17 protein-coding genes, 4 tRNA genes, 1 other RNA gene and 1 pseudogene are annotated in these 23,429 nt (G+C 72.8%); 11 read left to right on the top strand and 12 right to left on the bottom strand.

The genetic code is table 11. From position 1 onward, the window contains the following. Positions 1 to 95: 95 nt before the first annotated feature. From AC3ET3_RS01795 to purS, 4 genes are all read right to left on the bottom strand, one after another. The gene (locus tag AC3ET3_RS01795) at positions 96 to 929 is read right to left on the bottom strand and encodes a sterol carrier family protein (RefSeq protein WP_435611496.1); all 834 of its coding nucleotides are present in this window, start codon (positions 927 to 929) and stop codon (positions 96 to 98) included. A 697-nt stretch (positions 930 to 1,626) separates the two neighbouring features. Then, entirely contained in the window at positions 1,627 to 3,885 is a 2,259-nt protein-coding gene (purL, locus tag AC3ET3_RS01790; RefSeq protein ID WP_432139047.1) for a phosphoribosylformylglycinamidine synthase subunit PurL, read from the bottom strand. After that, on the bottom strand, positions 3,882 to 4,562 hold the full coding sequence (purQ, locus tag AC3ET3_RS01785; protein ID WP_432139046.1) for a phosphoribosylformylglycinamidine synthase subunit PurQ: 681 nt from the start codon (positions 4,560 to 4,562) through the stop codon (positions 3,882 to 3,884). Before purQ ends, purL begins: the two co-directional genes overlap by 4 nt. Then, positions 4,559 to 4,831: a phosphoribosylformylglycinamidine synthase subunit PurS gene (gene purS, locus AC3ET3_RS01780; RefSeq protein WP_432139045.1), complete on the bottom strand. Its 273-nt coding sequence runs from the start codon at positions 4,829 to 4,831 to the stop codon at positions 4,559 to 4,561. The genes purQ and purS overlap by 4 nt, the downstream gene beginning before the upstream one ends. Before the next feature lie 290 nt (positions 4,832 to 5,121). Between purS and AC3ET3_RS01775 the strand changes: the two genes are divergently transcribed. The 8 genes and pseudogenes from AC3ET3_RS01775 (at position 5,122) to AC3ET3_RS01740 (ending at position 10,197) form a co-directional block, all read left to right on the top strand. Next, positions 5,122 to 5,439 (top strand): histone-like nucleoid-structuring protein Lsr2, encoded by a 318-nt coding sequence (locus tag AC3ET3_RS01775; RefSeq protein ID WP_432139044.1) that lies wholly within the window; start codon positions 5,122 to 5,124, stop codon positions 5,437 to 5,439. A gap of 145 nt (positions 5,440 to 5,584) precedes the next feature. Continuing rightward, positions 5,585 to 5,656 (top strand) — tRNA-Gly (locus tag AC3ET3_RS01770). Positions 5,657 to 5,736: 80 nt separating this feature from the next. After that, a tRNA-Gly gene (locus AC3ET3_RS01765) sits at positions 5,737 to 5,809 on the top strand. A gap of 152 nt (positions 5,810 to 5,961) precedes the next feature. Further along, a complete protein-coding gene (locus AC3ET3_RS01760) occupies positions 5,962 to 6,909 on the top strand; it encodes an ABC transporter ATP-binding protein (protein ID WP_432158389.1) in 948 nt (315 codons plus the stop codon). Next, positions 6,906 to 7,718 carry an ABC transporter permease gene (locus tag AC3ET3_RS01755; RefSeq protein WP_432139042.1) on the top strand — a complete coding sequence of 271 codons (813 nt, stop codon included), beginning with the start codon at positions 6,906 to 6,908 and terminating at the stop codon, positions 7,716 to 7,718. Before AC3ET3_RS01760 ends, AC3ET3_RS01755 begins: the two co-directional genes overlap by 4 nt. A gap of 29 nt (positions 7,719 to 7,747) precedes the next feature. After that, positions 7,748 to 8,974, top strand: a pseudogene (locus tag AC3ET3_RS01750) (sensor histidine kinase); the annotation flags it as partial. A 518-nt stretch (positions 8,975 to 9,492) separates the two neighbouring features. Continuing rightward, complete coding sequence (locus tag AC3ET3_RS01745) at positions 9,493 to 10,101, top strand: response regulator (protein WP_432139041.1); 609 nt, start codon at positions 9,493 to 9,495, stop codon at positions 10,099 to 10,101. A 23-nt stretch (positions 10,102 to 10,124) separates the two neighbouring features. Further along, positions 10,125 to 10,197, top strand: a tRNA-Gly gene (locus tag AC3ET3_RS01740). A gap of 43 nt (positions 10,198 to 10,240) precedes the next feature. On the opposite strand, the gene AC3ET3_RS01735 is transcribed toward AC3ET3_RS01740, so the two are convergent. The 6 genes from AC3ET3_RS01735 to ffs form a co-directional block, all read right to left on the bottom strand. After that, positions 10,241 to 11,140, bottom strand: coding sequence for a phosphoribosylaminoimidazolesuccinocarboxamide synthase (locus AC3ET3_RS01735; RefSeq protein WP_432139040.1), 900 nt, complete (start codon positions 11,138 to 11,140; stop codon positions 10,241 to 10,243). 70 nt (positions 11,141 to 11,210) lie between these two features. Next, positions 11,211 to 12,707 (bottom strand): N,N-dimethylformamidase beta subunit family domain-containing protein, encoded by a 1,497-nt coding sequence (locus tag AC3ET3_RS01730; RefSeq protein WP_432139039.1) that lies wholly within the window; start codon positions 12,705 to 12,707, stop codon positions 11,211 to 11,213. Between the two features lie 198 nt (positions 12,708 to 12,905). After that, positions 12,906 to 15,296 carry a M48 family metalloprotease gene (locus tag AC3ET3_RS01725; protein ID WP_435611495.1) on the bottom strand — a complete coding sequence of 797 codons (2,391 nt, stop codon included), beginning with the start codon at positions 15,294 to 15,296 and terminating at the stop codon, positions 12,906 to 12,908. A gap of 442 nt (positions 15,297 to 15,738) precedes the next feature. Further along, positions 15,739 to 17,061 carry a phosphoribosylamine--glycine ligase gene (gene purD / locus AC3ET3_RS01720; protein WP_432158386.1) on the bottom strand — a complete coding sequence of 441 codons (1,323 nt, stop codon included), beginning with the start codon at positions 17,059 to 17,061 and terminating at the stop codon, positions 15,739 to 15,741. A gap of 129 nt (positions 17,062 to 17,190) precedes the next feature. Further along, the gene (locus tag AC3ET3_RS01715) at positions 17,191 to 19,728 is read right to left on the bottom strand and encodes a DNA polymerase III subunit gamma and tau (RefSeq protein WP_435611494.1); all 2,538 of its coding nucleotides are present in this window, start codon (positions 19,726 to 19,728) and stop codon (positions 17,191 to 17,193) included. A 108-nt stretch (positions 19,729 to 19,836) separates the two neighbouring features. Continuing rightward, positions 19,837 to 19,931, bottom strand: an RNA gene (gene ffs / locus AC3ET3_RS01710) — signal recognition particle sRNA small type. Positions 19,932 to 20,004: 73 nt separating this feature from the next. On the opposite strand from ffs, the gene AC3ET3_RS01705 reads away from it, so the two are divergent. Then, positions 20,005 to 20,092: transfer RNA gene (locus AC3ET3_RS01705), tRNA-Ser, on the top strand. Between the two features lie 343 nt (positions 20,093 to 20,435). Here AC3ET3_RS01705 and AC3ET3_RS01700 read toward each other — a convergent pair. Together AC3ET3_RS01700 and AC3ET3_RS01695 are read right to left on the bottom strand one after the other, a co-directional pair. Further along, entirely contained in the window at positions 20,436 to 21,674 is a 1,239-nt protein-coding gene (locus tag AC3ET3_RS01700) for a helix-turn-helix domain-containing protein (RefSeq protein ID WP_432158376.1), read from the bottom strand. After that, entirely contained in the window at positions 21,655 to 21,969 is a 315-nt protein-coding gene (locus AC3ET3_RS01695) for a putative quinol monooxygenase (RefSeq protein WP_432158375.1), read from the bottom strand. The genes AC3ET3_RS01700 and AC3ET3_RS01695 overlap by 20 nt, the downstream gene beginning before the upstream one ends. 213 nt (positions 21,970 to 22,182) lie before the next feature. On the opposite strand from AC3ET3_RS01695, the gene AC3ET3_RS01690 reads away from it, so the two are divergent. Beyond that, positions 22,183 to 22,593 (top strand): ATP-binding protein, encoded by a 411-nt coding sequence (locus AC3ET3_RS01690; RefSeq protein ID WP_432158374.1) that lies wholly within the window; start codon positions 22,183 to 22,185, stop codon positions 22,591 to 22,593. Further along, complete coding sequence (locus AC3ET3_RS01685; RefSeq protein WP_432158373.1) at positions 22,590 to 22,988, top strand: hypothetical protein; 399 nt, start codon at positions 22,590 to 22,592, stop codon at positions 22,986 to 22,988. The genes AC3ET3_RS01690 and AC3ET3_RS01685 overlap by 4 nt, the downstream gene beginning before the upstream one ends. The last annotated feature ends 441 nt before the right edge of the window (positions 22,989 to 23,429 follow it).

The raw sequence follows: 23,429 nt of genomic DNA, 5'->3' as shown, positions 1-23,429 counted from the left end.
GCGTTTTCCCTGGTCAGAGAGGTGAGGGGGGTGACGTGGGAGGCCTCCTGCCGGTTGTCTGAGTGAGGTGTCGCACACCATTCGGCATCCACGGCTCAGGGGAGCAGCGGCAGCAGTCCTCCGAGGTCGGCCCGCTCGCCGCTGGCGCTCACCTTGGCATCGGCGACCGCGTCCGCCCAGCTCAGCCGCCCGGTGGCCAGCCGGATCCAGGTCAGCGGGTCGGTCTCGACGACGTTGGGCGGGGTGCCCCGGGTGTGCCGGGGGCCCTCGACGCACTGCACGACGGCGTAGGGCGGGATCCGCACCTCGGTCGCCCCGCCGGGCGCGTGCGCGGCGAGCGCGTCGGCGAGGAGGCGGGTGCAGGCGGCCAGGGCCTGCCGCTCGTACGGGATGTCCAGGCCGGGGACGGCCGCGTTCAGGTCGTCGGTGTGGACGATCAGCTCGACGGTGCGGGTGACCAGGAAGTCGTCGAGGACCATGGCGCCGACCGGGGTCTGTCCGCCCGCGCCGGGACCGGAGTGGGGGACGGCGGCGAGGAGACGGCGGCCGTCGGCGGCGGCCAGGCGCCGGGCGAAGCGCTCGGCGGTGCGGGCGTAGAGGGCGTCCAGGTCGGGGTGGTCCGCGGCGAGGCGGCGGGTGTCACCGGCGACGCCGGCGGCGCGGGCCCCGGCGGCGACGGGCCACTGGACGAGCGTGAGTCCGGGACCGGCCGGCTCCTCGCGGTCGATGGCGCGGCTGACGTTCTCCAGGGCCGTAGTCACGTGCGCCGCGAGGTCGCGCACCGTCCAGTCACCGAGCCGGGTGGGCAGGGCCAGCTGGGCGGGGGTGAGAGCGCGCACGCCCTGCCGTACGTTGCCGAACTGGGCCGTCACGGCCCCCCGGATCCTGGCGGGGTCGTAGGTACGGGCACGCTTCTTGGCCGGTGGCATGGGGTCAGCCTAGAACGCCCGCGGAAATCGCCCGGCGGACTTCCGTTCCGTCCTCGGCCTGCCCTCGATCCGCGCGCGCAGGACCCGTTCGGGCGTCCGGCGGGGTCTACGGCGACCGCACCCGCGCTCCCGTCGGCGCGGGGGCAGCGGGGGCGCGGGGCGCTCCGCGGGCGGGGGGGCGCGGGGGCGGCGGTCGCGGCGGGCCCGAGGGCCCAGGAGCCGCGGGAACCGCAGGGCGCGAAGGGCGGCGAGCACGGGAGCCGCGGAAGCCGCAAGGCAGCGACGAGCGCGGCAGGCCCGAGGGCCCAGGAGCCGCGGGAACCGCAGGGAGCGAAGGGCGGCGAGCACGGGAGCCGCGGAAGCCGCAAGGCGCGAAGGCGCGAGGGCGGCAGGCGCGAGGCGCGAGGCGCGCGAGGAGCGAAGGCGCGAAGGTGGCGGGCGCTCAGGCGGTGGTGAGGTCGGCGGCGGGGTGCCGTTCGGCGCGTGTCGCGAGGTGGGGCGTGGCGTGTGCCGGACGACCGCCCGGGGAGGACCGAACGGGCGCGACCACCGGTCCCCACAAGCCCCGCAAGGGGTCAGGGACATTGCGCCGGGGCGTCGCGGCGGGCCCGGACCGGTGGGGCGGCGACCGTGCGGGGACGGCCGCAGGGCCCGCCCCCGGTGTCGGCGGGCGGGGCCTGCGGCGTCGTACGACCGGCTACTTGAGCAGCGCGGGGATGGTGTCCTCGTGAGCCGTACGCAGTTCCTCCAGCGGCACGGTGAACTCGCCCTGGAGTTCCACCGCGTCGCCGTCCACGACGCCGATACGGGTGGCCGGGAGGCCCCGGGCACCGCACATGTCGTTGAAGCGGACCTCCTCCGAGCGCGGCACGGCGACGATCGCGCGGCCGGCCGACTCGGAGAACAGGAAGGTGAACGCGTCCAGCCCGTCGGGCACGACCAGGCGCGCGCCCTTGCCGCCGAGCAGGGCGGACTCGACGACCGCCTGGACAAGACCGCCGTCGGACAGGTCGTGCGCGGAGTCGATCATGCCGTCGCGGGAGGCGGAGATGAGGATCTCGGCCAGCAGCCGCTCCCGCTCCAGGTCGACCGCGGGCGGCAGGCCGCCCAGGTGGTCGTGGACGACCTGGCTCCACGCCGAGCCGCCGAACTCCTCACGCGTGTCGCCGAGGAGGTACAGCAGCTGGCCCTCCTCCTGGAAGGCGACCGGCGTACGACGGGCGACGTCGTCGATGACGCCCAGGACCGCGACGACCGGCGTGGGGTGGATGGCCGCCTCGCCCGTCTGGTTGTAGAGGGAGACATTGCCGCCGGTCACCGGGGTGCCGAGCTGGAGGCAGCCGTCGGCCAGTCCGCGGACCGCCTCGGCGAACTGCCACATGACCGCCGGGTCCTCGGGCGAGCCGAAGTTCAGGCAGTCGGAGACGGCGAGCGGCTTGGCGCCCGTCGTCGCCACGTTCCGGTAGGCCTCCGCGAGGGCGAGCTGGGCGCCGGTGTACGGGTCGAGCTTCGCGTACCGGCCGTTGCCGTCGGTGGCGATGGCGACGCCGAGGCCGCTCTCCTCGTCGATGCGGATCATGCCCGAGTCCTCGGGCTGGGCCAGCACCGTGTTGCCCTGCACGAAGTGGTCGTACTGCGAGGTGATCCACTTCTTCGACGCCTGGTTCGGCGAGGCGACCAGCTTCAGGACCTGCTCGCGCAGTTCCTCCGACGTGACCGGGCGCGGCAGCTTGTTCGCGTCGTCCGCCTGCAGGGCGTCCTGCCAGTCCGGGCGGGCGTACGGGCGCTCGTAGACCGGGCCGTCGTGGGCGACCGTGCGCGGGTCCACGTCGACGATCTTGCCGCCGTGCCAGAAGATCTCCAGCCGGTCGCCGTCGGTCACCTCACCGATGACGGTGGCGATGACGTCCCACTTGTCGCAGATCTCCAGGAAGCGGTCGACCTTGTCCGGCTCGACGACCGCGCACATCCTCTCCTGCGACTCGCTCATGAGGATTTCCTCGGGCGAGAGGGTCGAGTCGCGCAGCGGTACGTCGTCGAGGGTGACGCGCATACCGCCCGAGCCGTTCGACGCCAGCTCGGACGTGGCGCAGGACAGGCCCGCCGCGCCGAGGTCCTGGATGCCGACGACCAGCTTCTCGGCGAACGCCTCCAGGGTGCACTCGATGAGCAGCTTCTCCTGGAAGGGGTCGCCGACCTGGACCGCCGGGCGCTTGGACGGCTTGGCGTCGTCGAAGGTCTCGGAGGCCAGGATGGAGGCGCCGCCGATGCCGTCGCCGCCGGTACGGGCGCCGTACAGGATGACCTTGTTGCCGGCGCCGGACGCCTTGGCGAGGTGGATGTCCTCGTGCTTCATGACGCCGATGGCACCGGCGTTGACCAGCGGGTTGCCCTGGTAGCAGGCGTCGAAGACGACCTCGCCGCCGATGTTGGGCAGACCCAGGCAGTTGCCGTAGCCGCCGATGCCGGCGACGACGCCCGGCAGCACCCGCTTGGTGTCGGGGTGGTCGGCGGCGCCGAAGCGCAGCGGGTCGACCACGGCGACCGGGCGCGCGCCCATGGCGATGATGTCGCGCACGATGCCGCCGACGCCGGTGGCGGCACCCTGGTAGGGCTCGACGTACGACGGGTGGTTGTGCGACTCGACCTTGAAGGTGACCGCGTAGCCCTGGCCGACGTCGACGACACCCGCGTTCTCGCCGATGCCGACGAGCATCGCCTCGGACCTGGGGGCCTTCTCGCCGAACTGGCGGAGGTGGACCTTGGAGGACTTGTACGAGCAGTGCTCGGACCACATGACCGAGTACATGGCGAGTTCGGCGCCGGTGGGCCGGCGGCCGAGGATCTCGACCACGCGCTCGTACTCGTCCTTCTTCAGGCCGAGTTCGGCCCAGGGCAGCTCGACGTCGGGGGTCGCGGCCGCGTGCTCGACCGTGTCCAGAGGAGTCCGGCTCATGCGTTGACCAGCTTCTTGAGGATCGACGTGAAGAAGGGGAGGCCGTCCGTGCGGCCGGTGCCGATGCCCGGCTCCACGGCGTGCTCCGGGTGGGGCATCAGGCCCACGACGTTGCCGGCCTCGTTGGTGATGCCGGCGATGTCGTTGAGCGAGCCGTTCGGGTTGAAGTCCAGGTAGCGGAACGCCACCCGGCCCTCGGCCTCCAGCTTGTCCAGCGTGTACCGGTCGGCCACGTAGCGGCCGTCCATGTTCTTCAGCGGGATGTGGATCTCCTGGCCGGCCGTGTAGTCGGCGGTCCAGGCGGTGTCCGCGTTCTCCACCCGCAGCTTCTGGTCGCGGCAGATGAAGTGCAGGTGGTCGTTGCCGAGCATGCCGCCGGGCAGCAGGTGCGCCTCGGTGAGGACCTGGAAGCCGTTGCAGATGCCCAGGACCGGCAGACCGGCCTTCGCCTGCTCGATGACGGTCTCCATCACCGGCGAGAAGCGGGAGATGGCACCGGCCCGCAGGTAGTCGCCGTAGGAGAAACCGCCGGGGAGGACGACCGCGTCGACCTGACGCAGGTCCTTGTCCTTGTGCCAGAGGGCGACCGGTTCGGCGCCCGCGAGACGGATCGCGCGCTGGGTGTCCCGGTCGTCGAGGCTGCCCGGGAAAGTGACGACGCCAATACGAGCGGTCACTTCGCGGCCTCCGCGACTTCCGCCGTCTCTTCGATCTTCACCGTGAAGTCCTCGATCACCGTGTTGGCGAGGAAGGATTCCGCAAGATCACGGATGCGGGCGAGCGCGGCCTCGTCGACCGGCCCGTCAACTTCCAGTTCGAAACGCTTTCCCTGACGTACGTCGGAGATGCCGTCGAATCCCAGCCGCGGCAGTGCGCGCTGCACCGCCTGGCCCTGGGGGTCGAGGATCTCCGGCTTGAGCATGACGTCGACTACGACGCGTGCCACTGGCACTCCCGGTGGTGTGGTGCTGAGCAGGTTCCTTCAGACTACCCGCACAAAATTTCTACGCGCGTCGACTTGTAGGAAACTACGTGAGTGATGTCACGATCCGGCATCTGGGGGCGCGCACACCCGAATTTAAGGGAAAGATCTCCCGACGGCACCCGAGGTCTAATCGAAGTCACCGCGCTCCCCCTTGCTTTTGGACACGCGGGAGGATTTAGTCGGGCTTCACATTCTATTGCTGGGCGCTGTACAAATGAATTGCCCAGTGCCGTACGAAGGGACCGATATTCGTGGCGCAGAAGGTCGTGGTCACTCTCTTTGACGACATCGACGGCTCGGAAGCGGCGGAAACGATCGCCTTCGGACTCGACGGCAAGTCGTACGAGATCGACCTGAACGAAACCAACGCCGGGAAACTGCGCAAGGCGCTCGCGCCCTACGTGGAGGCCGGCCGGAAGCGGTCGCGGTCCGGCAAGGCCTACCAGCAGACGGAGGTCGCCCCCGACCCGGCGGCCGTCCGCGCCTGGGCCCAGGCCAACAAGATGGACGTACCCGCCCGCGGGCGCATCCCCAAGAAGGTCTACGAGGCATTCGCCGCGGCCCGGTGACCGCGGGCGCAACCCGCCCGCACCCGACGCCCCAGGGTCCGTCAGCGGGCCCTGGGCCCAGCCGACTTGCGCTACCCCCCGGTCGATCAGCTAATGTCTGGAGCACGCCGCCGGGCGGGGCCGAAAAGCCCAGCTCACAGGCCGCGCGGGTGTAGTTCAGTAGTAGAACATCCCCCTTCCAGGGGGAAGGCGCAGTGTGCGATCCCTGTCACCCGCTCTGCAAAGCCCTCCGGACCACCGTTGTGGATCAGGTAGGCTGGTGCACGCGCCGATCGGTGAGAGCCGGTCGGAGGCAATGCGGACGTAGCTCAGTTGGTAGAGCGCAACCTTGCCAAGGTTGAGGTCGCGAGTTCGAGCCTCGTCGTCCGCTCGGGAAAGAGACCCCGGTCCATCGGACCGGGGTCTCTTCGTGTCGGCGCAACGGATATTTGTCATGTTTGTGCCGGTGCTTCTGACATTTGTCATGCGGAGCGGTGACAGCGCGCACTGCCGTCGGCGCCCGCGGGACGGGACGCTGGGGCCATGGACACGAAGGAACACGTGATCGAGGTCACCGACCTCCGGCGTGTGTACGGGGGCGGGTTCGAGGCGGTCCGGGGCATCGGCTTCCAGGTCGGCCGCGGTGAGGTCTTCGCACTGCTGGGCACCAACGGCGCCGGCAAGACCTCCACGGTCGAACTGCTGGAGGGGCTCGCCCCGCCCACCTCGGGCCGGGTGCGGGTGCTGGGCCACGATCCCCACACCGAGCGGGCCGCCGTACGCCCGCGCACCGGGGTCATGCTGCAGGAGGGCGGGTTCCCGTCCGAGCTGACGGTCGCCGAGACCGCGCGGATGTGGGCGGGCTGCGTCAGCGGGGCCCGGCCCGTCGCCGAGGCACTCGCGCTGGTGGGGCTCGGCGGCAAGGCGCGGGTACGGGTGAAACAGCTGTCCGGCGGCGAGCGGCGGCGGCTCGACCTGGCGCTGGCACTGCTCGGCGACCCGGAGGTGCTCTTCCTCGACGAACCGACGACCGGACTGGACGCCGAGGGCCGCCGCGACACCTGGGAACTGGTGCGGGCGCTGCGCGACACGGGGACGACCGTGCTGCTGACCACGCACTACCTGGAGGAGGCCGAGGGCCTCGCCGACCGGCTCGCCATCCTCCACGAAGGGCGCATCGCCGCCGCCGGTACCCCGGCCGAGGTGACCGCGGCCCGCCCCGCACGGATCTCGTTCGAGCTGCCCGAGGGCTACTTCGTGGCGGACCTGCCGCCCCTCGACCAGCTGCGGGTGTGCGCGCACGAGGCCGACGGGCGCGTCCTGCGACTGCGCACCCACCACCTGCAGCACACCGCGACGGCCGTGCTGACCTGGGCCGACCGGGCCGGCGTGGAACTGCGCGGGCTGGACGTGCGGTCGGCGTCACTGGAGGAGGCGTTCCTCGGGATCGCCCGGGAGGCCGCGCGGCGCGACGAGAGGACGACGGCATGAGCACGGGGACGACGACCGCCGCGGGACGCCGGGCAGGCCGCCGCACGACCACTCCGGTGAGCCGGATGGCCGCTCTCGCCCGGGCCGAACTGACCCTGCTCGGGCGCAGCAAGGCCACCCTGGTCACCGTGGTCCTGGTGCCGCTGGGGCTGCCCGCCGTGCTGCGCTCGGCGGTCGGCGAGATGGACGTGCGGGAGGCCGGGCTCACCATGGGGCTGGTGCTGCTGCCGGCCGCGATCGGCTTCTCCCTGCTGTTCGGCGTGTACGGCGCCCTGTCCGGCATCTACACCGCCCGGCGCGAGGAACTGGTGCTCAAGCGGCTGCGCACCGGGGAACTGCGAGACGCGGAGATCCTCGCCGGATCCGCGCTGCCGGTCATGGCGACCGGACTCACCCAGTCGCTGGTACTGGCGGTCGGCTGCACCGTCGTCCTCGACGTGCCGGCGCCGCACGCGCCGCACCTCGCCCTGCTGGGAGTGCTGCTGGGTCTGGTGCTGTGTGCCGCGCTGGCCGCGGTCACCGCGTCGCTGAGCCGGACCGTGGAGAACGCGCAGGTCACCACGTTGCCGCTGATGCTGGTCTCGATGGCGCTGTCCGGGATGAGCGTGCCGCTGGAGCTGCTGCCCGACAAGCTCGCCGCGGTCTGCGAGCTGCTGCCGCTGACCCCGGTGCTCACCCTGGTGCGGGGCGGCTGGACCGGCGACCTGTCGGCCTGGGAGGCGCTCGGCGCGCTGGTGACCGGCCTGGCCTGGACCGTGCTCGCGGTGTTTGCTGTACGGCGGTGGTTCCGGTGGGAGCCACGGCGCTGAGGACCGGGACGACGGGGGAGGAGCGGCGCATGCGCAGGCCGGGGGGCTGGTGGCGGGGCAAGAACACGCCGCAGAAGGTGGAGACGTACACGCGGCTGTCCTTCCAGTCGTTCGCCCTGATCGAGGTCGTGTCGGTGGTGCCGCCGCTCCTCGGCGAACTGCGCAGCGCCCTCGGCATCGCCCTGCTGGCACTGGTGGTGGTGCACGCCGGGTGCGGTGCGGCGACCGTGTCCCGGTCGCTGGACTGGACCCGGGGCCGCCGCCTCCAGCCGGTACGGACCCTGTGGACGCTGACCGCGGTCACCGCGGCGGTCGCCGTGGTGGGGATCGGCGTCGCGGAACGCGGGCCGGACCGGGAGAGCGCCGAGTCCGCCGCCCTCGGGGTGTTCGGGATCGTGCTGGTGTTCGGCGCCGGGATCATCGCGCTGGGGGTGCGCAACCGGGTCCGGGTCTTCGCGATCGTCGCCGGTTTCGCGGCGGGCGCGGGCGTCGTGGCGTTCCCCCTGGGGCGGCCCGGCCCGGCCGCGCTGGTCTCCGCGCTCGTGGTGCTGGTCGGTGGCGGTTTCATCGCCTTCACCTCGGTCTTCTCCGTCTGGCTGCTGAACGCGGTCTACGAACTCGACGAGGCCCGCGAGGCCCGCGCACGGCTGGCCGTGGCCGAGGAACGGCTGCGGTTCGGGCGCGATCTGCACGACGTGATGGGGCGCAACCTGGCGGTGATCGCGTTGAAGAGCGAGCTGGCCGTGCGACTCGCCCGGCGGGGGCGGCCGGAGGCCGTGGAGCAGATGATCGAGGTGCAGCGGATCGCGCAGGAGTCCCAGCGCGAGGTCCGGGACGTCGTGCGCGGGTACCGGGAGACCGATCTGGGGGTCGAACTCCGGGGAGCCCGGGGGGTGTTGCGGGCCGCCGGGATCGAGTGCGAGGTCTCCGGGGAGGCCGACCGGCTGCCCGCCGAGGTGCAGTCGGCACTCGGCTGGGTGGTCCGGGAGACGACGACGAACGTGCTGCGGCACGGGGACGCCCGGCGGTGCTCGGTGGAGGTGCGCCGGGCGGAGCGGCGGGTGGTGCTGACGGTGGAGAACGACGGGGCGGTGGCCTCCGGCCGGGAACGCGAGGTCGGCCAGGGGGACAGCGGGGGCGGGTCCGGGCTCCCGGGGTTGCGGGAGCGGCTGCGGGAGGTCGGGGGGACGCTGGAGGCCGGGGTGGCCGGGGCGGGGCTGTTCCGGGTGGTGGCGCGGGTGCCGGTCGGCGGCGAGGGGGAGACGGCGCCGGACGAGGAGGGGACGGGAGCCTACGGGGTTACGGGGGACGGCGGGGCCGCGGGAGTGGGGCGGGAGGCGGACGGAGCCGACGGGGCCGACGGGGCTGCGGGGATGGGACGGGAGGCGGACGGAGCCGAAGAGGGGGACACGGACGGCGAGGCCGTCAAGACGAACGTGGCTCACGCGGCTGCGAGGGCGGGCCAGGCTCACGAGGCCGCCGGCACGGGCCAGGCTCACGAGGCCGCGGGGACAGGCCAGGCTCACGAGGCCGCCGGGACCGGACAAGCTCACGAGGCCTCGGGGACCGGACAGACTCTTGAGGCCGCCGGGACCGGACAAGCTCACGAGGCCGCCGGCACGGGCCAGGCTCACGAGGCCGCGGGGACAGGCCAGGCTCACGAGGCCGCCGGGACCGGACAAGCTCACGAGGCCTCGGGGACCGGACAGACTCTTGAGGCCGCCGGGACCGGACAAGCTCACGAGGCCGCAGGGGCGGACCGGGAGGTGGTGGCGTGACCGTACGGGTGCTGCTGGCCGACGACGAGCACCTGATCCGGGGGGCCCTCGCCGCGCTGCTGTCGCTGGAGGACGACCTTCTGATCGTCGCCGAGGCGGCGACGGGACCGGAGGCGCTGGCCATGGCGCGGGCCCACGAACCGGACGTGGCCGTGCTCGATCTGCGCATGCCCGGCGCCGACGGTGTGAAGGTCGCCACATCGCTGCGGGCCGAACTGCCCGGTTGCCGGGTGCTGATCGTGACCAGCCACGGCCGTCCCGGGCATCTGAAGCGGGCACTCGGGGCGGGTGTGCGGGGATTCGTCCCGAAGACGGTGAGCGCCGAACGGCTCGCCGAGATCATCCGGACCGTGCACGCCGGAAACCGCTACGTCGACCCCGAGTTGGCCGCCGACGCCATCGCCGCCGGCGACTCCCCGCTGACCACGCGGGAGGCCGAGGTGCTCGAACTCGCCGCCGACGGGGCGCCCGTCGCGGAGATCGCCGAACGGGCCGCGCTGTCGCCGGGCACCGTGCGCAACTACCTGTCCTCGGCCGTCTCGAAACTCGGCGCCGAGAACCGTCATGCGGCGGTGCGGCTCGCCCGCGAGCGAGGTTGGGTATAGTTGCTCTCGCGCCACGGCGCAACGCGGACGTAGCTCAGTTGGTAGAGCGCAACCTTGCCAAGGTTGAGGTCGCGAGTTCGAGCCTCGTCGTCCGCTCTGATCGAGCCCCCCGGTTCTCACCGGGGGGCTTTTTCGTGCCCTACGACCAGGTGGTGCCCGTCAGACGCTCGTACGCCTCGACGTACTTGGCGCGGGTCGCGTCGACGATGTGGGGCGGCAGCGAGGGCGGCGGCTGCTCGCTCTCGCGGTCCCAGCCGGACTCCGCCGACGTCAGCCAGTCGCGCACGAACTGCTTGTCGTACGACGGCTGTGCGCGGCCCGGCTGCCACCGGTCGGCCGGCCAGAAGCGGGAGGAGTCGGGGGTGAGGACCTCGTCGGCGATGACGAGGGTCTCGCCCTCCAGTCCGAACTCGAACTTGGTGTCGGCCAGGATGATCCCCCGGTCCCGGGCGATGTCCCGGGCGCGCGAGTAGACGGCGAGCGTCGCCTGCCGCAGCTGCGCGGCGGTGTCGGCGCCGACCTGGCGGGCGACCTCCTCGTAGGAGACGTTCTCGTCGTGGTCGCCGACGGCGGCCTTGGTGGCCGGGGTGAAGATCGGGGCGGGCAGTTCGCTGCCGTCGACCAGCCCCTCGGGCAGGGCGAGTCCGCAGACCGTGCGGGTCTGCCGGTACTCCAGCAGGCCCGAGCCGGTGAGGTAGCCGCGGGCCACGCACTCCACCGGGAGCATTCTCAGCGACTTGCAGACCAGGGTGCGGCCGGCCCAGTCGGCGGGGGCGCCGGGTGGCAGCTCGGTGCTCAGCACGTGGTTGGGGATCAGATCGGCGAGCTGGTCGAACCACCACAAGGACAGCTGCGTGAGGATGCGTCCCTTGTCGGGGATCTCGGTCGGCAGCACCCAGTCGTACGCGGACGTACGGTCGCTGGCGACCATCACGAGGTCGCCCGCCTCGTTCTGGTACAGCTCGCGCACCTTGCCGGTGTGCAGATGCACCAGGCCCGGGACCTCGATCGGTTCGGGCTTTTCTACGAATCCGGACACGGTTCCTCCCCGTGAGTCTGTCCAATGGGCTCAATTCTCGCGTATGCGGAGGTGCCCCCCGGCCAGCGGGTCAGTCGCGTTTGCAGATGCGGTCCAGGAGATTGGCGGTGGCCCGCTGGATACGGGGGTCCACGTGGCCGGGGCGGTCGAGGGCGGGTGACCACGCGAAAGTCCCGGACGCGAAGACCAGGGCGCCGGACGGGTCCCGGTACAGGGAGGTCTCCTGGTGGCGGGCCACACCGTGGGCGTCGGTGTACGGGGAGTGGGCGAGCAGGACGCGCTCCTCGTGCGGCGGCAGCGGGGTGCGCGGGTAGTAGCGGTCGGCCTCCCCGGCGACCAGGCCCTCGATCTCCTCGCCCTCCTGGGTGCCGGTCGCCTCCCACAGCCAGTGGCCGGCGTTGCGGACGATCAGTGGGTGCGGCTCGGGCACGTGCCCCGTGTACTGGATGCCCAGCACCTGCTGCTCGGCGCGGTCGATCTCCCGCCACAGCACCGACCGGCCGGGGCCCTGGCGCTTGCGGCAGGTCAGCAGCCGGCTCGGGGCACCGGACGGCGACGGACTCAACTCGACCTGCCAGTACATGGTGTTGGCGGCGAGGAAGACCAGCGAGGTGCCGCTGTCGCGGGCCAGCTCGGCCGTGCGGCGCATGGGGACCGACCAGTACTCGTCGTGGCCGGGGAAGACCAGCCCCCGGTAGCGGGTGGGGTCGATCCGGCCGTCGTGCAGATCGCGGGCGTCGGCGTAGGAGAGGTCGTAGCCGTAGCGCTCGGCCCAGCGGATGACGTCGTAGGCGTGCCCGACGTGCAGGGGTAAGCCCGCGCCCGCGTACGGGCGGTCGAAGGAGACCGTGGTGGCGGCGTCGGCCTCGCCGAGGAGCCGGCCGCTCTCGTCCCAGGCGTGGTAGAGGCTGGCTCCGGTCCGCCCGTCCTCCGGATAGAGGTTGTACGCCTGCCAGGTGACGTCGGGCAGGACCAGCAGGAGGTCGGCGGCCCGGTTGTCGCGGATGGTGAACGGGATGTGGGAGCGGTAGCCGTCGGCGGTGGTCAGGACGGCCACGTACGCCCCGACGCTCCAGTAGGAGGGGATCTGCAGCCTCCAGGACAGCCACCAGTGGTGGCAGGAGACCGTGCGGTCGGCGGTCAGCGGCGGGGGCTGGACGATGCCGGACAGACGCGGGCTGGTGGCGATCTTCGCCGCGCCGTCGCCGCTGTAGTGGCCGATGCGGTAGACGTCGACGCCGAACTCCTGGGGCGGGTCGACGGTGATGTGGAAGTCGACGGCCTCGCCCGGGGCGACCGCGCCGGTGGAGGCGAAGCCCTTGATCTGGCGGTGCACGTCGTCCGCCGAGCGGGGGCCGGCGGCCGCGGTGCGCGGCGCCGGGATCCGGTGCACCCCCGGCACCGGCCGGTGGGCATGCCCGTCGACGTACCAGGGGACCACCTGTCCGGTGTCGTCGAAGTACGTCACCTGGCCGCGCAGCCACGGGACGGGGCCCTGGCCGAAGGGGTCCGTCACGGCGTGCGCCAGTGCTCCCGACTCCCAGCGGCGGATCTGCTCCGACTCCATGCGGTCCCCTCCTTCTGGTCCTTCTCGGCCCGTTCGGTATCGCGCGCGTCCCGGTGTCGCTCGTGCCTGTCGTATGTCGGGTGGGCTTGCCATGGGCGCGATCCGGTCCCAGCACATCACATAACGCACGCGTGCTGTCACTATTCGTTGCGAATTGACCAAAAGTGGAGTGCTGAATTCCGGCGGTGGGGCGCCGGGTCAGACGAGTCGCACCGGTTTGTCCGGCCGTATCCCCAGCTCGGCCAGCCAGCCGCGCAGGGGCCCCGGGTCGCCGTCCTCGATCAGGCTGAGCACCCGCGGGGCGAGGTCACCGGTCCGCTCGCCGTTGACGAGCAGTGCCGGGCCGTCGAGCCAGTCCAGTCCGGGGGCCGCCCCGGCGGTGTCCATCGCGGCGCAGCAGACCATCGCGGTGACGTGGTCGGCGAGCAGCTCGCGGTCGGTGCGCGGGGGCAGGAGCGGGAAGAGGGGGAGCGCGGCGTCGTCCCAGAGGGCCGGGGCGGGGCCGGGCTGGGCGGGCGGAGGTCCCGGGGGGCCGGGGGTGGCGGTGGCGGCGGGGAGAGCAGGAGTGGCGGGGAGGGCGGGGGTGGCGGGGCCGGTTCCGCGTCCGGGTGTCTGGTCGGCGCCGTTTCCGGGTGGGTGCCCGGCGCCGTGTTCGGTTGCCTGCCCGGCGCCGGGTCCGGTTCCGTGTCCCGATTCCTGTCCGGGGGTGGCCGGGCCGTCGGCGGTGGCGGGTCCCGTTGCGGCTTCGGGAGCCGCCGCCTCCTCGCGGGCCAGCTCGGCGGCGAGGCGGGCGGCCAGGGCGGCGGTGGCGGGAGGCAGGTCGGGGCCGTCCGGGTCGGCGGCGGAGAGGGGGTCGGTCAGGTCGTCGGTCAGGTCGTCGGTCAGGTCGTCGGTGGGCGCGTCGGCGGTCAGGTCGCCCCGTGCGTCGGCGGTCAGACCGTCGGACGGGCCCGTGGACGGGTCGCCGGTGGGGTCGGTGGTCGGATCGCCTGCCGGGGCGGCGGTCGGGCCGGTGGACGGGGCGCCGGTCGGGCCGGTGGACGGGGCTGCGGAGGGGCGGGCGGCGGCAGGGAGGTCTGTGGGGATGCCGGTGACGAGACCGTCCTGAGTGGGGGCGGGGCGCACGGGGGCGGGGTGGGCGGAGGGGTGGGCAGCGCTCTCCGCTGTGCCGGGGCGGTCAGCCGGGGAAGCCTCTTCGACCTGCGAGGAGTGCGTGGCCGTGAGGTGGTCCAGGACTCGGGCCAGGGTGGGGGCGGCGGCAGGAGGCTCCGAGGTGGAGGCCGCGGGCGCCGCCGGAATCGGTGCCGCGGACCGAGGTGACCGTTCGGTCGCCCGGTGCGGCGGACGCGCCGGGGCCGGCTCGCCGGGGGTCAGGGTGTCCAGGACGCGGTGGAGGCGAGCCGCGTCCGTACGCCACTTGCGGTCCACGACCTCCTCCGGGTATTCGGACCAGTCGACCGGGGACCATTCCGGACCCGCCCCGGCGGGGCCGCCGTGGAAGAGGCGGGCGGCGAGCAGGGAGGTCGCCTCATCGACCGCGCCCGGCTCCTCCAGGAGGTCGCAGGCCGGCCGCTCGCCGAGCCGGGAGGCGAAGCCCTCGGCCAGCCGGTCGCGCCGGGACAGCTCGGTGAGCGCCGCGACGACGCCCGCGTCCAGCCGGGAGGGCCAGCGGCCCATCCGCCAGGCCGGCAGCGCGACCCGGGTCAGCAGCCGGTCCCAGCCCGCGTACGCCAGGCCCACCTGCTCCTGGGCGACGATCCGCAGCCCGTAGTCCACCGTCTGGGCGCGTTCGGCGGCCGCTGCGGCCACGCCCCGCTCCATCTCGGCGGCGTGCCCCCGGCAGGCCCGCAGCATCAGCCGGGCCACCCAGCCGACGCCCGCGCAGACCAGCCGGAAGGCGGGACACCGGCCTCGGTCGGCGGAGGCGGCCACCGCGGCGTCCAGACCGCGCACGAAGCGCCGGGCCGCCGCTATGTCGGGGTGCACCGAGGGACCCGTACCGGCGACGACCGGGGCGAGGACGGCGCGCAGCTCGCCCACCCGCATCCACCACAGGAACGGGGAGCCGATGACGAGGACGGGCGCCGCCGGCGTACGACGGTGCAGGTGACGGCCCACGCGGCCGGCACCGGCCGTCTCCTCGCTCGCCTCGTGCGCCTCGTGCGGCGGCGCAGCGTGGGCCGGATGGGTGCGGTCCTCCAGCCAGCTGTCGCAGTCCGGGGTGAGCGCTATGGCGGACGGCGCGGGCACGGCGAGGCGGTCGGCGAGATCGCGCACCATCCGGTACAGGTCCGGCGCCGCGTCCTCGGCGATCGGCACGGTCGGGCTGACGGCCGGACGGGCGCGGGCGACGACCACGGCGACGACCGCCGCGGCGAGCAGGACGAGGATCGCCAGGACGCCGACCGCCCAGCGGGCGCGGTCCCAGGCGGGGCCCACCAGGTGCTGGGTGGAGCCGCCGGTGAACAGGATCACGGCCGCGGCGGCGGGCAGCAGTGCGACGCCCAGCGCGCGCCCGCGGACGCGGAGCACGGCGAGCGCACGGGCGCGCGCGGCCTGCGCGCCCACCTCGCTGCTCATACCTGTCATGGTCTGTCCCACCCCCTCCCCGCGGTCCTGGCGGCACGCGCGGTGCCGACGCCTGTCCTGGTCTTGCTCACTCCCCCACTGTGGCACTCGCCTCTGACATCGCAATGCCGATGGGGCCAAGTGCCGGAACGCTTGCGCGGCACCCTAGTTGGCACCTTCGTCCCCGTCAGCCGGATGGGGGAGCGCTCACTCGATGGAATGGCTTTGGTCAGAGGTGGGTGACAGTAGGCAAGGATCAGGCCCCGGATCCTAGGACGGGTCCGGGGCCTGCGGGGTTCATCGGGAGCGCCCGGCGCAGGGAGCGCCCGGCGCCGGCCCCACCGGGCGGGCGGCGGTCGGGTCTGCCGAGTCGACGGCGACCGAGCCCACCGGACCGACGACCGGTCGAGCCGACTGGCCGGCGGCGGTCGAGCCGACTGGCAGCCGGCGGCGGTCGCGTGTTTTACGCTCCCGCCGCGGCCTTCGCCGCGATGTCCGTACGGTGCTGGGAGCCGTCCAGACCGATGCGGCCCACCGCCTCGTACGCCCGCTCGCGGGCCTGGGTCAGGTCCGTGCCGGTCGCCGTCACGGACAGGACGCGGCCGCCCGCGCTGACGATCGTGTCACCGGCGCGCTTGGTGCCGGCGTGCAGGACGTACGCGTGCGGGGCGTCCTCGGCCGCGACCTCGTCGAGGCCGGTGATCGGGTCACCGGTGCGCGGGGTCCCCGGGTAGTTGTGCGAGGCGACGACGACGGTGACGGCCGCGTCGTCGCTCCAGCGCAGGGGCTCCAGGTCGGCGAGGGTGCCGTTGGCCGCGGCCAGCAGGACACCCGCCAGCGGGGTCTTCAGGCGGGCCAGGACCACCTGCGTCTCGGGGTCGCCGAAGCGGGCGTTGAACTCGATGACCCGGACACCGCGCGAGGTGATCGCCAGACCGGCGTAGAGGAGGCCCGAGAACGGGGTGCCGCGGCGGCGCATCTCGTCGACGGTCGGCTGCAGCACCGTCTGCAGGACCTCGTCCACCAGCTTCGGATCGGCCCACGGCAGCGGGGAGTACGCCCCCATGCCGCCGGTGTTCGGGCCCTCGTCGTCGTCCAGCGCCCGCTTGAAGTCCTGGGCGGGCTGCAGCGGGACGACGGTCTCGCCGTCGGTGATCGCGAAGAGGGAGACCTCCGGACCGTCCAGGTACTCCTCGACGACCACCCTCCCCCGCTGCTCGGACGCCGCAGAAGACGACCCGGATGACGCCGCGGAAGACGCCGCGGGAGGCGTCCCGATGCAGGCCGCCGCGTGGGCCTTGGCCACGTCCAGGTCGGAGGTGACGACGACGCCCTTGCCGGCGGCCAGGCCGTCGTCCTTGACGACGTACGGCGCGCCGAACGCGTCCAGGGCCTCGGCGACCTCCTCCGTCGTCGTGCAGACGTACGAACGTGCCGTGGGCACGCCGGCGCCGGCCATCACGTCCTTCGCGAACGCCTTGGAGCCCTCCAGCTGCGCGGCCTGCCCGGACGGGCCGAAGACCGGGATGCCCGCCGCGCGCACGGCGTCGGCGACCCCGGCGACCAGCGGCGCCTCGGGGCCTACGACCACCAGCTGGGCGTCCAGCTCCTGGGCGAGCGCGGCAACGGCGGAGCCGTCGAGGGCGTCCACCCGGTGCAGCTCGGCGACCTCGGCGATGCCGGCGTTGCCGGGCGCGCAGTGCAGCGCGGTGACGGCGGGGTCGAGGGACAGGGAGCGGCACAGGGCGTGTTCGCGGGCGCCGCTGCCGATGACGAGGACGTTCACGGAGTCAGCGTAACCGCTGAGCGGAGGGGGCTCGCAGGACTGTGTGTTCCTACAACCGGCCCCGCACCGGCAGCCCGGTTGGCGGGCCGGGGTCGAGCGGGTCCCCGGACGGGCCGGGCGCGGGTGCGGCTATTCGTTGGTGTACTCCTCGACCACCGTCGCGCCGAGCTCCCGCACGATCAGGTCGTGACCGGAGAGGGCCGACTCGTTGAGGTCGGGATCGTCGTCCTCCGGGATGTCGTCCTCGAGGGCGACGGGCTCCGGGGCGGTCGGCCGCGACGGGGCGGCGGCTGCCGGAGCCGGGTTCCGGGAGTGGCCCGGTGGAGCGGGAGAAGCCGGCGCGTGATGGGCGGCACCGGCCGGGGCGGCCTGGGAGGCGCCGGACCCGGTGGGCGAAGGTGCGGCCTGGGCGGACGCGCCGCCGTGACCGGACGGGCTGCCGTAGCCGGGCACGCCACCGTGACCGGACGGGCCCGCCGGGCCGCCGCTCCCGCTGCCGTAGCCGCCCGGGGCGCCGCCGGGGCCGGAGGCGGCGGGGGCCCCGGAGAAGCCGGAACCGCCGGCGCCGCTGCCGGACGGGTCGACGATCGCGTCGATCTTCCAGTGCACGTTGAACTGCTCGACGAGCGCCTGCCGCAGGACGTCCTCGCTGCCGCTGCCGGCGAAGTTGTCGCGGGCGCCCGCATTGACGAAGCCGAGCTGGAGGGTGGTGCCGTCGAAGCCGACGACCTGGGCGTTCTGGCTGAGCAGAATCCAGGTGAAGCGGCGGCGGTTCTTGACGGCCTCCAGGATGTTCGGCCAGAGGGAACGGGGGTCGAGCCCGCCGACGGGGGGCGCGTAGGCGCCGGGCGCGGCGGCAGCGGCTTGGGACGCTGCGGGGGCGTTCTGTGTGCTCTGCGGGGACTGGGCGGCCGGGGCGGACACGGGCTGCGACGGGGCTGCGGGACGCGACGCGGGCCGGGCCCCACCGCCGGGCGGAGCGGCCGTGGGCCAGCCGCCGGGCCGCCGCCCACTGCCGGCGGGGGCGGCCGTGGGCCAGGCGCCGGGGGCGGAGGCGGGGGCGGGGGACGAGGTGGAGGCCGCGGGTGTCCCGGCCTGGGTGGGCGGGGAAGCGGGAGCCTGCGCCGTCACGGGAGCGGGGGCCGGGGCGGCGGGCGTGGCCGGTCCGGCGGGAGGCTGGGTGGGTACGCCGGTGCCGGCGGCGGGCTGAGCGGGCTGGGCGGGCGGCTGGCCGGGTACGCCGGTGCCGGCGGGCACCGTACCGGACCCGGCCGGGCTGGACGCCGTAGCGCCACCGGGGCCGTGGCCGGGGTGTCCGGGGCCGTCGGATGCCGGACCACTGGGCGCCGCGCCCCGGACCGCCGCGCGGGCGGCCGCCGGGCCGCCGCCCGCGGGGATGGCGGCGGCAGCCGCGCCGGGGCCCCCTTGGACGTCCGGGCGACCGGCGTGGGCGTCCGGCCCGGGTGCGTATCCCATGGACGGCAGGCCGGCGGGGGCCGCCGAGAAGTTCACGCCACGCTCGATGCGGTCGAGGCGGGCCATGACGGAACGCTCGTCGCCGTAGGCGGCGGGGAGGAGCACGCGCGCGCAGATGAGTTCGAGCTGGAGGCGGGGCGAATTGGCGCCGCGCATCTCGGTGAGGCCCTCGTTGACGAGGTCGGCGGCGCGGCTGAGCTCGGCGGCGCCGAAGACCCCGGCCTGGGCCTGCATCCGCTCGATGACGTCGGCCGGGGCGTCGATGAGTCCCTTCTCGGCGGCATCGGGCACGGCGGCGAGGATCACGAGGTCGCGCAGCCGCTCCAGCAGGTCGGCGACGAACCGGCGGGGGTCGTTGCCCCCCTCGATGACGCGGTCGACGACCTCGAAGGCGGCGGCACCGTCCCCGGTGGCGAAGGCCTCGACGACGGAGTCGAGGAGCGATCCGTCGGTGTACCCGAGGAGCGAGGTGGCCATGGCGTATGTCACACCGTCCGCCCCGGCGCCGGCGAGCAGCTGGTCCATGACGGACATGGAGTCACGCACGGATCCGGCACCGGCCCGCACGACGAGCGGCAGCACGCCCTCCTCGACGGGGATGTCCTCCTTGGCGCACACCTCGCCGAGGTAGTCGCGCAGCGTGCCCGGCGGCACCAGCCGGAACGGGTAGTGGTGGGTCCGCGACCGGATGGTCCCGATGACCTTCTCGGGCTCCGTGGTGGCGAAGATGAACTTGAGGTGCTCCGGCGGCTCCTCGACGACCTTCAGGAGCGCGTTGAAACCGGCCGACGTGACCATGTGGGCCTCGTCGATGATGTAGATCTTGTACCGGGACCGGGCGGGCCCGAAGAACGCCTTTTCGCGCAGGTCACGGGCGTCGTCCACACCACCGTGCGATGCGGCGTCGATCTCGATGACGTCGATGGAGCCGGGCCCGTTCCGGGCGAGGTCACGGCAGGACTCGCACTCGCCGCACGGGGTCGGCGTGGGGCCCTGCTCGCAGTTCAGGCACCGGGCGAGGATGCGGGCGCTGGTCGTCTTGCCGCAGCCGCGCGGACCGCTGAACAGGTACGCGTGATTGACCCGGTTGTTCCGCAGCGCCTGCTGCAACGGGTCGGTGACATGCTCCTGCCCGATGACCTCGGCGAACGACTCCGGGCGATAGCGGCGGTACAGCGCGAGAGACGACACGCCTACGAGGTTATAGGCGCCCACCGACAAACCGGGCCGCCCCAAGATCCACTCCCGGGCCATTCCCCGGGCCACTACCCGAGCCACTCCCGATCCGCACCCGGGAACGCGAACGCCCCCCACGCACCCGCCAGAGCCGACCTACCCTTGCTGCCTTCCGGCCCTGGGGGAGTTCAGTCAGATAGCGCCGCGTGAGGGGCTCCGCACAGGTTACCTGATCCGAGCCCCGAGGAACGAGTTCGCGAGCACTCCCCTCGGTCATGTAATGTTTCCGGCGGAGGATTCGCCTAGAGGCCTAGGGCGCACGCTTGGAAAGCGTGTTGGGGGCAACCCCTCACGAGTTCGAATCTCGTATCCTCCGCCAGTGCCTCACCGGGCACGATGTCGAAGGGCCCCACCGTTCGCGGTGGGGCCCTTCGACGTTGTCCGTCTCGGTTTCCGTCTCAGTTCGTCTTCGGCGGCTCCCAGAGAGCGTCGCCGACCTGCTGGGCGACTTTCCGCAGCAGCGTTCCAGCGACGTGCACGGCCTGAGCGGGCCGCCTCCCGCTCAGGCCGCATGTGCCCTCTGTGGCCCTTTCCGCTCACGTACCGGCGCAGGTCCACCTTCCTGCTCCGGTCCGCTCGCATGCCCGCACGCCAACTCCGCCGGCGAAGGAGTGTGCCGACACCAACCACAGCAACCCATACCCTCAGCACGGACTAGTACTTCAGATGTTAGCCCGCACTTCGTGTACGCCCAACTCGCCCGCGAGGGCTCGCAGGTCCTCGGAGGGCGGCCGGCTCATGGTCAGCAGGTCCGCCACGAGTTGCTTGACCATCGGCAGGGAGCGGACCATCTCGGATGACAGTGCCCGCGCCTTCACCAGCGCTGATACGGCGTCAGCAACCTGACGGCGTTGGGCGTAGGCCCTGGCCACGTCGATCTGGAACCGTGTCTGACGCTCCGAGGACAGCCCGGACGCGTCGACCGACTGGGCGGCCCGAAGGGCAACGCCGGCGTCTCCGAGGTCGACTGCGACAGCGACCTCGTGCAGGCCGACGTTGGTGGGCCCGAATTCGGTGTTGTAGTCATTGCGCCCGTCGCCGACCTGTGCGGCCATGGCGCGAGCGTCGCGGAGGTAGCCGTACGCCTCGTCCGCCAGGTTCAACCGGGCGGCGGCGACTGCCCGTTGCAAGGTCAGTGCACCACGCAGCGCCACGGCCTCAACCTGACCGGAGTCAGCCAGAGGCCGCAGTGCGTCAGCCGCACTGCCCGATGCCTGGGCCGCCTGCTCGAAGTGCCGCGCGCCGAGGAAGACGATCGAGAGCCGAAACTCACCGGCCGCCATGAGCAGCGGATCATTCGCCCGCTCCGCAGCGACAACGGCACGGTCCACGGCGATCCAGGCCGCCTCGGGCTCGCCCATGTTCGCGAGCGCGCCACTGCACGTGTGGTACATGACCGCCAGGAGCCGGAACAGCTCGGGTCGGTCCGCCTCGGGAACCGACCGGGTGGCCGACTCCAGCCGGGGAACGAGCCCTTCGAGCAGCTCGGCCAGGTCGGCGTAGTTGCCCTGGTGCGTCAGCGACCAGGCATGGTCGACCTCGGCGCGAAGCGCCGGCACATCAGGGGACGTGTCCTGCCGGCCGAGGGTGGCCTTGAGCGAGTGCGCGGAACTCAGCACGAGCCGCAGTCGGCTGGCCCCCGGAGACTCCCCTTCGGTCACCGACGCCACGATGGGGGCCTCGGCCGCCAGCTCGGCGATCGGCACTTCCAGCACCTCGGCGACCTTTTCCAGCACGGTCATCCGGTCGATGCGCCGCACGCCCCGCTCGACCTGGGACACCCACGCCTCGGAACGCTCCAGCAGGCCGGCGAACTCCTTCTGCGAGAGTCCGCGTCGCTTGCGATGGAAGGCGATCTTGCGGCCCAGTGCCTTCTGATACTCAGTGCTCAACGTCCACACCCTTGCCGGACATGAAGTCCAGACGGTCGACCTCTTTCGCCGCAAGGTACTGGTCCCGCTCGGAGAGGAAGGCGCACACGTAGTCCTTCGACTCGTGCTCCTCGAAGGCGTCCTTGTCCCGGTACAGCTCGTAGAAGATCCGCTCCAGCGGACGCCCGTCAACACGGTGGACCGTGTAGATCACCGTTCCGGGCTCGTTCGCCCGGATCAGCTCCCCGGTCCGCGCGACCAGGGCATCGAAGGCAGCCGCCGACGCCTCGTCCTTGCAGGTGAAACGCACCATCAGTCCGAACATGCGAGGTCCTCTCTCCATCGACATCCAGGCCAGCACCGGACCACCCGGCGAACGCTATGCGCCGACTGCCCGCACGAAAAGTACGATCCCGCACTCCCAGTACGCGCACATTCGGTACGGTGCTAGTACTAATTGTACGGCTCTGCATGGTCCGTGTCAGCCGGTCCGGCCGGTCGGCGCACAAGACAGCAGGTCACCGTCATGGAGGACGCCATGCCCACGCACCAACGCACCTTCCCGGGAGATCCCCGGGCCCTCCGCACCGCCCGCCACTGGATCCACACCACGCTGAACGGCCACCCCCACACCGACGACGCCGCACTGATCGTCACGGAACTCGGCACCAACGCCCTCACCCACACCGCCAGCGGCGACGGCACCGGCACCTTCCACGTCACGCTCACCGTCTCCGAACTGACCACCACCATCACGGTGACCGACGCCGGACACAGCAAGACCGCCCCCGAGATCCAGCACCTGTCCGTCAACGCCACCCACGGCCGCGGACTCGGCATGGTCGCCGCCCTCGCCGACAACATCACGGTCCAGGGCGACGACTCCGGCCGCACCATCACCGCGGAGCTCCACGCAGACGACTGCCCGGGAGGCCACCCGTGCCGATGACGGAGCCCCGACGCGGCTACTGGTGCGAGTGCTGGACAGAAGACCTCACCGAACAACGACGACCGGCACTGCTGGCATCCCTCGACGCCTACACGGCACCCCAGGCGGACCGCTGGGTCGCAGTCACCCTCCGCACGATCTCCCCGGCCCTCGACCCGGACGCGTCGGACGCGGCATGGGAGTGGCTCTACGACGGCCGCATCGAGACCAGACGAGCCCTCCTGCGCTCCGAGCCCTGCACGGTGTCAGTCACCCACGAGGACACCCGCATCACCTGGACGATCCGCCCCGTGATCTTCCTGCCGCTCACACACCGCCAGAGCGCTCAACTCCCCGCATGCGCATACGACTTCAAGCCCCAGGCGACCCAGGTATCCGTGTCTAGTCCCAGTTGATGGCTGACGTTCTGGTCTCAGGTGTCCGACTGAGTAACAACCTTCTTCACGGGTTCAAGCCCCGGCTGCGCTCCGCTCCGCCGGGCGCGCTTTCGGCTCCGCCCGCGCTGCGCCGACGCGCGCCCACAGATGGACAGGCCGGTGGCCATGAGTCGATCACCGCAGAGCGCGGCCCACGGTCAAGGCAATGCCTCCGGCGGGGGATCGGCCGGCACCGGGATGGAGGGGGCGCCGCTACCGACTGCGGGTCCGTAGGGGCGTGCGCGGGGAGCTCCCATCCCGTCCACCGCCGACCCAGGCAGAGTCGAGCAGACGCGGCCCAGGGCGTCCAGGTCGTTCGTACAGTGGCGCGCTCCACCTGGACGCCCTGGACCACGCCTGCTCCACGGAGTGTGGGTCGACGGCGGACGGGATGGGAGCTGGGGAGAGTGGTGGGCTGAG

This window comes from Streptomyces sp. bgisy159, from assembly GCF_057707805.1.
The sequence above is the reverse complement of the archived record's forward strand: the minus strand, read 5'-3'. Positions and strand labels throughout refer to the sequence as shown.